This is a genomic window from Longimicrobium sp. (assembly GCF_036399255.1).
Classification (GTDB): domain Bacteria; phylum Gemmatimonadota; class Gemmatimonadetes; order Longimicrobiales; family Longimicrobiaceae; genus Longimicrobium.
In genome coordinates this window covers 1-7,743 of record NZ_DASWNM010000170.1, presented here as the reverse complement: position 1 = coordinate 7,743, position 7,743 = coordinate 1, and the positions used below count along the sequence as shown (strand labels likewise).

6 protein-coding genes are annotated in these 7,743 nt (G+C 69.2%); 4 read left to right on the top strand and 2 right to left on the bottom strand.

Annotated elements, in window-relative coordinates; translation table 11 throughout:
- Positions 1-234: 234 nt before the first annotated feature.
- A complete protein-coding gene (locus VGC13_RS32290; protein ID WP_331129482.1) occupies positions 235-1,044 on the bottom strand; it encodes a DUF4105 domain-containing protein in 810 nt (269 codons plus the stop codon).
- A 393-nt stretch (positions 1,045-1,437) separates the two neighbouring features.
- Here VGC13_RS32290 and VGC13_RS32285 point away from each other — a divergent pair, with 393 nt between their 5' ends.
- A complete protein-coding gene (locus tag VGC13_RS32285) occupies positions 1,438-1,740 on the top strand; it encodes a pinensin family lanthipeptide (RefSeq protein ID WP_331129481.1) in 303 nt (100 codons plus the stop codon).
- A 143-nt stretch (positions 1,741-1,883) separates the two neighbouring features.
- Entirely contained in the window at positions 1,884-3,833 is a 1,950-nt protein-coding gene (locus tag VGC13_RS32280; protein ID WP_331129480.1) for a pyridoxal phosphate-dependent decarboxylase family protein, read from the top strand.
- 875 nt (positions 3,834-4,708) lie between these two features.
- Here VGC13_RS32280 and VGC13_RS32275 read toward each other — a convergent pair.
- Entirely contained in the window at positions 4,709-5,104 is a 396-nt protein-coding gene (locus VGC13_RS32275) for a hypothetical protein (protein WP_331129479.1), read from the bottom strand.
- Positions 5,105-5,381: 277 nt separating this feature from the next.
- Here VGC13_RS32275 and VGC13_RS32270 point away from each other — a divergent pair, with 277 nt between their 5' ends.
- Positions 5,382-6,296: a DMT family transporter gene (locus VGC13_RS32270; RefSeq protein ID WP_331129478.1), complete on the top strand. Its 915-nt coding sequence runs from the start codon at positions 5,382-5,384 to the stop codon at positions 6,294-6,296.
- A gap of 186 nt (positions 6,297-6,482) precedes the next feature.
- Positions 6,483-7,553 (top strand): patatin-like phospholipase family protein, encoded by a 1,071-nt coding sequence (locus VGC13_RS32265; protein ID WP_331129477.1) that lies wholly within the window; start codon positions 6,483-6,485, stop codon positions 7,551-7,553.
- Positions 7,554-7,743 lie beyond the last annotated feature (190 nt).

Sequence of the window (7,743 nt, the reverse complement as noted above, 5' to 3'; positions counted from 1 at the left end):
CGAGACGATGAGCGCCTCGAACTCAGCAAATCCGATCGCGATTGCAGGGGCAGGTAGGCACATGCACCCAATGTAAACTGGACGGGTGTTTTGGCGAGACCTGCCGCCGCCCTAAGACTTCGAATTGGACAAAGTCGAGCTCAGGAAGTCATCGCTTCTTTGTGAGACCGGGGGTTTAGCAACACCCTCTCCGCTCAGGAAGTCACGGCTGAGTGGAGGTCAAAGAGAGGCAATTCAACCGCGGATGCGGGCGGAGAAGTCCGGGGCGTGGGCGGCGGCCCTGGCGCGCTCGTTCACCTCGAAGCGCGCGCGGGCCTGCTCCAGCGGCAGGCCGGTGTCGATGAGGCCGCGCTCGTGCGCCAGCTTGTCGGAGTAGCCGGGAAGCAGGATCTCGAGCCCGAACGGGATGTCCTTTTCCGCGATCTGGTTGACGGGAGCCAGGATGTTGGTGGTGCAGTTGTTGGAAAAGGTGTTGTAGAACTCCGGCCGCCGCTCCACCTGCCGCGCGCGGCGCAGCATGCGGACGAACAGCGCCCGCGCCTGTCCGGGCGTGGCCTTCATGGGATACAGGTACACGGGATCGTCCTTCACCACGCGGACGCCCACCAGGTCGCGCTCCTCGGCGATCACGTACATCAGCTCGTACTGCCGCAGCGCGCCCTTCCACAGCGAATACTTCTCTCCCGCCTGGCGCCGCGCCTCTACGGACACGCCCACGAACTGCTCGTCCGCGAACTCGAACGAGAGAAACGCGTGCGCCGGCCCCCGCCAGTCGCGGTTGAAGGGCGACAGGCCGAACCACACGCGCTTCAGCTGACCGAGATCGTACGTGCGGTCGCGGTACGCGGGGGTAAAGTCGCTGCCGGTGCGGTAGGCGAAGTCGCGCACGTTGCGGATCTGGACGCGGTCGCCCGACATCGTCACCGAGGGGAGCACGGCCTGCTCGCTCACCCACCCGCGCTGGTGCGACGGGCGCCGGCGGGCCCACGTGGCGACGCACGCGATCAGCACGAGGCACAGCACGGCGAGAACGGCGATCTTCACGGTCCTCAGGCGCGTTGGGGGTCGCGGCATTCTTCTGTCTCAAGAATCGAGGTCATGGATGCTCGGCCGGCTTGGGATGAAACCGCGGGCAGAAAGGTAATGACGGCGGGCGGGCCTGGGAAACAGAACGCATCCGCCGATGCAGGGCCGTGTCCTGACGGCACCGCTTGCACCGATCCGTTCACGCCTTCAGCAGAAAGATATATGATATGCTATGACAGATCTTGCGCGGTTCTTTATATGCCATTACCGTAGAAGACACCCGCCGGGCGTCCGCGTGGCGGGGGGCACGGGCACTCCGTGCGGAAGCCGGCATGGGCGGTGGCGACTCGCTGCGCCACGACGGAGATCCGGCAAGGGGAGTGCTTTTATCGACCATCACGGAGGTAGCACATGGAAACGCGCAAACTGAAGCTGGACGAGCTGCGGGTGGAGTCGTTCGCCACCAGCGAGAACGAGGCGGGACGCGGCACGGTGGAGGCGCACCAGTACTCCGCGCCGTACGTGTGCTACACCAACGAGTTCTGCGGCTGCAACGACGGCGTCTCCAACCAGAGCTGCCGCCAGACGTGCTACGGCCAGGACTCCGGATGCGGGACGGCCCCCACCAACGGGGCATTCACCTGCGTGCCGAGGGACTCGTGCGACATCGAGGGCACCTGCGCCGGCCCGACGGCTTGGACCACGCCCTGCTGATCCACCAGGCGTCGTCGGATCGTATCGCCCCCACCTGGCGCCGTGCCGGGTGGGGGCGACGCGCATCCGGATGATCGGCGTTTGCCCCGGCCCCCGCCGCACCGCATCTTTGATCCGCCGACATCACCGCAACGGATCGACCGATGACCGACTACCGCAATGCGCCGCGACGCGAGGCCCCGCTGGACCTCGCGTCGGTGTTTCTGGGACCCAAGGGCGAAAACGCCGACGTCTTCGAGCGCCTGCTGCTGGAGGCGTTTCGCGACCACGTGTTCTGGCGCCGCAACTTTCACCCGGAAGACGGATTTCACGTCACCGAGGGGGAAAAGCACAGCCCCGACTACCAGCGCGCCATCAGCACCCTGTCGCAGGAGCTGATGGGGCTGCTGGGCGAGCTGAAGGCGGGGGTGCCGTTCTTCAGCCCGCGGTACATCGGGCACATGACCAGCGACCTGACGATGGCCAGCCTGATCGGCTGGTTTGCCACCATGCTGTACAACCCCAACAACGTCGCGGCCGAGGCCAGCCCCGTCACCACGCGGATGGAGCTGGAGGTGGCGGACCAGCTGGCGCGGATGATCGGCTACGACACCGAGACGCAGTGGGGGCACCTGACCAGCGGCGGCACGGTGGCCAACTACGAGGCGCTGTGGGTGGCCCGCAACGTCAAGTACCTTCCCGTGGCCGTGCGCTGGGCGGCGGAGGCGATGGGGGTCGGCGGGCTGGCGGCGGAGCTGCCGGACGGCTCCACGGCGCCGCTGGACCGGCTGGACCTGTGGCAGATGCTGAACCTGGCGCCGACGGCGGCGCTGGACCTGGCGGCGCGCTACCGCGAGCGCGTGGGCGACGCGTACCAGGCGGTGCACGCGCTGGCGGAGAACTCGCTGGAGGGGATGGGATTCCAGGAGTTCGGCCGCCGGCTTACGGCGGTGTACGGCGACGCGCTGGCGCCCGGCGTGGTGCTGGTGCCCTCCACCGCGCACTACTCGTGGGAAAAGATCTGCCGTACGCTGGGGATCGGGGGCGCGCAGCTGGTGCACGTGCCGGTGGACGGGCGCTTCCGGATGGACCCGGCGGCGCTGGAGTTCGGCATCCGCCGCCTGGCCGAGCGCCGCCAGCCGATCATCGCCTGCATCTCGGTGATCGGCACGACGGAGGAGAGCGCGGTGGACCGGCTGGACCTGCTGGCCGACGTGCGCGAGCGGATGGGGCGCGAGCTGGGCGTCGGCTTCTACCTGCACGCCGACGCGGCGTGGGGTGGCTACGCGGCGTCCATCACCCGCGGGGCGGACGGCAGTCGGCGCAGCTACGAGGACGCGCTGCGCGACTACGCGCCGGAGGTGTGGCCGGAAGAGGGGGTGTATCGCGGACTGTGCGCCATGGAGCGCGCCGATTCCGTCACCATCGACCCGCACAAGCTGGGCTTCGTGCCCTACCCCGCGGGCGCGGTGAGCTTTGCGGACCGCCGCTCGCGCGACCTGATCGCGGTGGAGGCACCGTACCTGTTTCACCGCGGCGCGTCGGAGTGGGGGTACATCGGGCGCTTCATCCTGGAAGGCTCGAAGCCGGGGGCGGCGGCCGCGTCGGTGTGGATGAGCCACAAGGTGCTGCCGCTGGACGCGCGCGGCTACGGACGGCTGATCGGCGAGACGGCGCGGGGCGCGCGGACGCTGCACCGCCGCCTGTCCGCGGGCGACTGGGCGCCGTTTCGCGTGGTGCCGCTCCCCGCGCCGGACCTGAACCTGGTCTGCTTTGCCGTGGGCCACCCGGAGCTGCGGACGCTGGAGGAGACCAACGCCTTCGTGGCCCGCGTCTACGGCGCGATGAGCGTGAGCGACGCGCGATCGGCGCGGATGCTGGACTACTTCGTGACCAAGACCGAGTTGCGGCAGCCGGAGTACGGCGACGCCGCGGTGCCGCTGGTGGAGGCGCTGGGCTTCAGCCGCGACGACTACCACCGCGCCGGGGCGCTGGCGGTGATCCGCTGCACGGTGATGGACCCGTACCTGAGCGGCGGGCGCGGCGGGGTGGATTACGTGGGCGGCTTTGCGCGGACGCTGCGGGCGGTGTTCGAGGCGGAACTGAGGGGATAGGGAATAGGGAATAGGGAATAGGGAATAGGGAATAGGGAATAGGGGACAGGTTACAGGGGACAGGTTACAGCAAGAGCCCGCGCTGTCATTCCGAGGCCCGGCCACACCGAAGGCTGCTCCTCGCGCCTCACGTTGCAGGGCCGAGGAATCTAGCCTCCGACTGCTGGAGGCCAGACGCGGCAGCCCGCTCCATGGTCGCGGCCATGACGGAGCCGGACAGGGGTCGGAACGTGGGGCCCGGCGCGCGATGTCATTCCGAGGCCCGGCCACGCCGTAGGCTGCCCCTCGCGCCCTCAGGTTGCAGGGCCGAGGAATCTAGCCTCCGACTGCTCGTGGCCGGACGCGGCAGCCCGCTCCACGGTCGCGGCCATGACGGAGGCCGGATAGGGCCAGGCGGGATCACGGCAGGCGGCCGGAGGGTCGCGGTGTCTGGCGGGCGTCGTTGCCGCGAGTGCGTCGTGCGCCGGCCGGCCTCCAGCAACCCGACGGTAGATTCCTCAGTCGGCGCCAGACTGCACGGTGAAAGACGGTTCGTGCGGCGCCTCCTTCGGAATGACTGTCTGGAGCGTGCGCTGATTGTCATCCTCTTTAGAGGGGTGTTGCTAAACCTCAAATCCCAAACGAAGCGGTGACTTCCTGAGGGAGCGCATCACGTGTAACCAGAAGTCACACTACGGATTGCGCGCGACCGAAGGTGCAGTGTGCAAGCGAGTTGCGGGCGGCGCCTCCCTCAGGAAGTCAATCACGCTCGGAGGTTTGGCAACACCCACTTAGGGAGCGTGGAGCCCTAACGCATTCACCCTCCCCCGGCCTGTGCCGAGGGAGGGTGAATCGTACCGGAAGCAGTTTGCAGGCTGTAACCTGTAACCTGTCCCCTACTCCGCCGACTCCTCCTCCTCCATCCCCGACTCCTCGCGGGCCTGCGTAAGGTACGCCCGCAGGTCGTCCTCGCTCAGGCCGGCCAGCTGGCGCAGGATGCCGTGGAACTGCTCGCGCATGGGCGAGCCCTCGGTGCGCGTGAGCTCGTCGTCGATGTCGATGCGCCAGCCCAGCTCCTCGTCGTCCTCGTCGGGCGCGGAGGTGGGGTCCAGCTCCGTCAGCGAGTGGAACACCAGCGTGGCGCCCAGCGAGTTGGGATCGTCCACGTACGACGAGACCTCGGCCTCGGCCATGTAGATTCCCCCATCCGCCTCGAAGATCCGGAAGCCCAGGGCAACTCCGAACCCTTCTTCCTCATGACCCGCGTGCTCGTGGTCGTGCGTCTCGCTCATCCGGTTCCTCCCCGTGTGATCTGGCTCCGTAAGTGTGCTGCTGCGGGCGGCAAGATACGCACCCGCTCCCCCGGACGTAACCCCCGCGCCCCGAACGCGCCAGCCGCGGACTGATCGCGGACGAATCCAGCCGTGTCCCTGTCGGAGCGCCCGCGTGGAATGCAGATTGTCGCGCGCGGGGCATGGATCGTGAGTGCCCGCCCATGACCGACTCCGGCCCTCGCCACCGCGGCGGGGCCGGAGCTTTTTGCACGGAATCCAAAGAAGCAGAGCCGTCTTGAAGTCTCCGAAGGTCATTCTGGCGCTGGTGCTGGTGCAGGTGCTTTTCGCCACGCTGCCCATCGCGGTAAAGATCGCGCTGCGCGAGCTGAGCAGCCCGGCGCTGGCGCTGCTGCGCGTGACGGGGGCGGCGGCGCTGTTCTGGGTGCTGCAGCGGGTCCTGGTGCGCGAGCGCATCCAGTCGTGGCGCGACTACCGGCTGCTGGCTGCGTACTCGCTGTTCGGCGTGATCCTGAACCAGCTGCTGTACATCACGGCGCTCAGCCTGACGACGGCCACGGCGGCGCAGACGCTGGTGACCGCGGGCCCGGCGATGACGCTGCTGATCGCCATCCTCGCCGGCAAGGAGACGGCGACGCGCGCCAAGTGGCTGGGAATCGCGCTGGCGGGGTGCGGCGCGCTGGTGCTGGTGGGCGTGGGGCTGCACGAGGGGAGCGCCCTGGGCAACCTGCTGGCGCTGCTGAACGTGGCCTCGTACAGCATCTACCTGGTGATCTCGCGCGGGCTGCTGCGCCGCTACAACGCGCTGACGGTGATCACCTGGGTGTTCACCTTTGGCGTGGTGGGGATCCTGCCGTGGGGCATCGTCCCCGCGGTGCGCGAGGTGGGCGGGATGAGCACCACCAGCTGGCTGGCGATGGCGTGGATCGTCGCGCTGCCCAGCGTGGCGGCGTACTACCTGAACACCTGGGCGCTCGGCCGGGCGGAGAGCAGCCTGGTGAGCACCTTCGTCTACATGCAGCCGCCGATCACCGCGGCGCTGGCGGCGTGGTTCCTGGGCGAGCGCATCTCCGCGCGGATGCTTCCGGCGGTGGTGCTGATCTTTGCCGGCGTGTGGGTGGCGATCCAGGCCGGCCGCACGCGCAAGTCGCCCACGCCGTCGCCGGAGGACCAGGAGGTGGTGGAGCCTTGAGGGGGAGTGCGGGAGTGCGGGAGTGCGGGAGTGCGGGAGTGCGGGAGTGCGGGAGTGCGGGAGTGCGGGAGTGCGGGAGTGCGGGAGTGCGTGAGTGCGAAAGTGCGAAAGTGCGAAAGTGAAAAGCGGGCGACGCGGGTGATCTCTGGCTGGCTGTAACCTGTCCCCTGTACCCTAATCCCTCAAGTGACGCGCGCCCCTGTTTCCCTCTCGCTCCGGGCCGGGCCCGACGCACTGCGGATCATCCGCGAGCGCGGGCTGCGCGCGGAGGACGTGGACGTGGTGCCGGGCGCGGCGGGCGGGCCCAAGTGGCTGGTGCTGGAAGGGCTGGACCGCTTTCTGTTCGGCGAGTTCTTCCGGCCGCCTCGCGACAGGCCGCTGCACCTGATCGGCGCGTCCATCGGGGCGTGGCGGACGACGTGCATGGCGCTGCGCGATCCCGCGGCGGGAATCGAGCGGCTGCGCGAGGGATACATCGAGCAGCACTACGCGGTGAAGCCCACGCCGGCGGAGGTGACGCGGACGATCCGGGCGGTGCTGGACGGGATGCTGGGCGAGACGGGCGAGGAGGAGGTGCTGACGCATCCGTGGGCCCGGCTGCACGTCATCACCGCCGCGTGCCGGGGGCTGGCCGCCAGCGAGCGCGCGGCGGTGCAGATGCTGGGGCTGGCGTTCGCGGCGGCGGGCAACCTGGTGAGCCGGCGCACGCTGGGGCTGCACATGCGGCGCGTGGTCTTCAACACCGCGGGCGACGACAGCCCGTTCCGCGGGCTGGTGGACCTGCCCACGGAGCACCGGCCGCTCACCCGGCAGAACCTGCGTCACGCGCTGCTGGCGTCGGGCTCCATCCCCATGGTGCTGCAGGGCGTGCCCATCCCCGGCGAGCCCGCGGGCATCCACCGCGACGGCGGGGTGATCGACTACCACCTGGACCTGGACTTCGGGTCCGGCCAGGGGATCGTGCTGTACCCGCACTTCTACGCGCACGTGGTGCCGGGGTGGTTCGACAAGGCGCTGGCATGGCGGCGGGCGCGGTGGCAGAACTTTGGCCGCGCGCTGATCCTGGCGCCCACGGCGGAGTTCGTGGCGCGGCTTCCCGGCGGCAAGATCCCGGACCGCAACGACTTCTACCGCATGCCCGACGCGGAGCGCGTGCGCGTGTGGCGCGCCACCGTCGCCGCCAGCGCCCAGCTGGCCGACGAGCTTCGCGAGCTGATCGCCACCGGGCGCATCACGGACGCGGTGAGGCCGCTCTAACGCGCCGAGCCCTCTCGGCGCGCCGCGGAGAAGGCGTGGGGAGGCGCAAAGGCAGGGATCCGGGCGCCGAACGCCGGGGCGAATGAATTCGCGGCTGGGAAAACGCGATGTCCGCCTTCGCGGACGAGTGTTTCGCGATCGTCTGCGCTGTTGAAGCCCCGCGCAGTTTGCGGGGCTTTCCGCGGTGGTT

Coding starts and splice junctions, on each gene's coding strand:
- VGC13_RS32275 (WP_331129479.1), bottom strand. CDS start 5,104: ATGAGCGAGACGCACGACCACGAGCACGCGGGTCATGAGGAAGAAGGG.
- VGC13_RS32280 (WP_331129480.1), top strand. CDS start 1,884: ATGACCGACTACCGCAATGCGCCGCGACGCGAGGCCCCGCTGGACCTC.
- VGC13_RS32285 (WP_331129481.1), top strand. CDS start 1,438: ATGGAAACGCGCAAACTGAAGCTGGACGAGCTGCGGGTGGAGTCGTTC.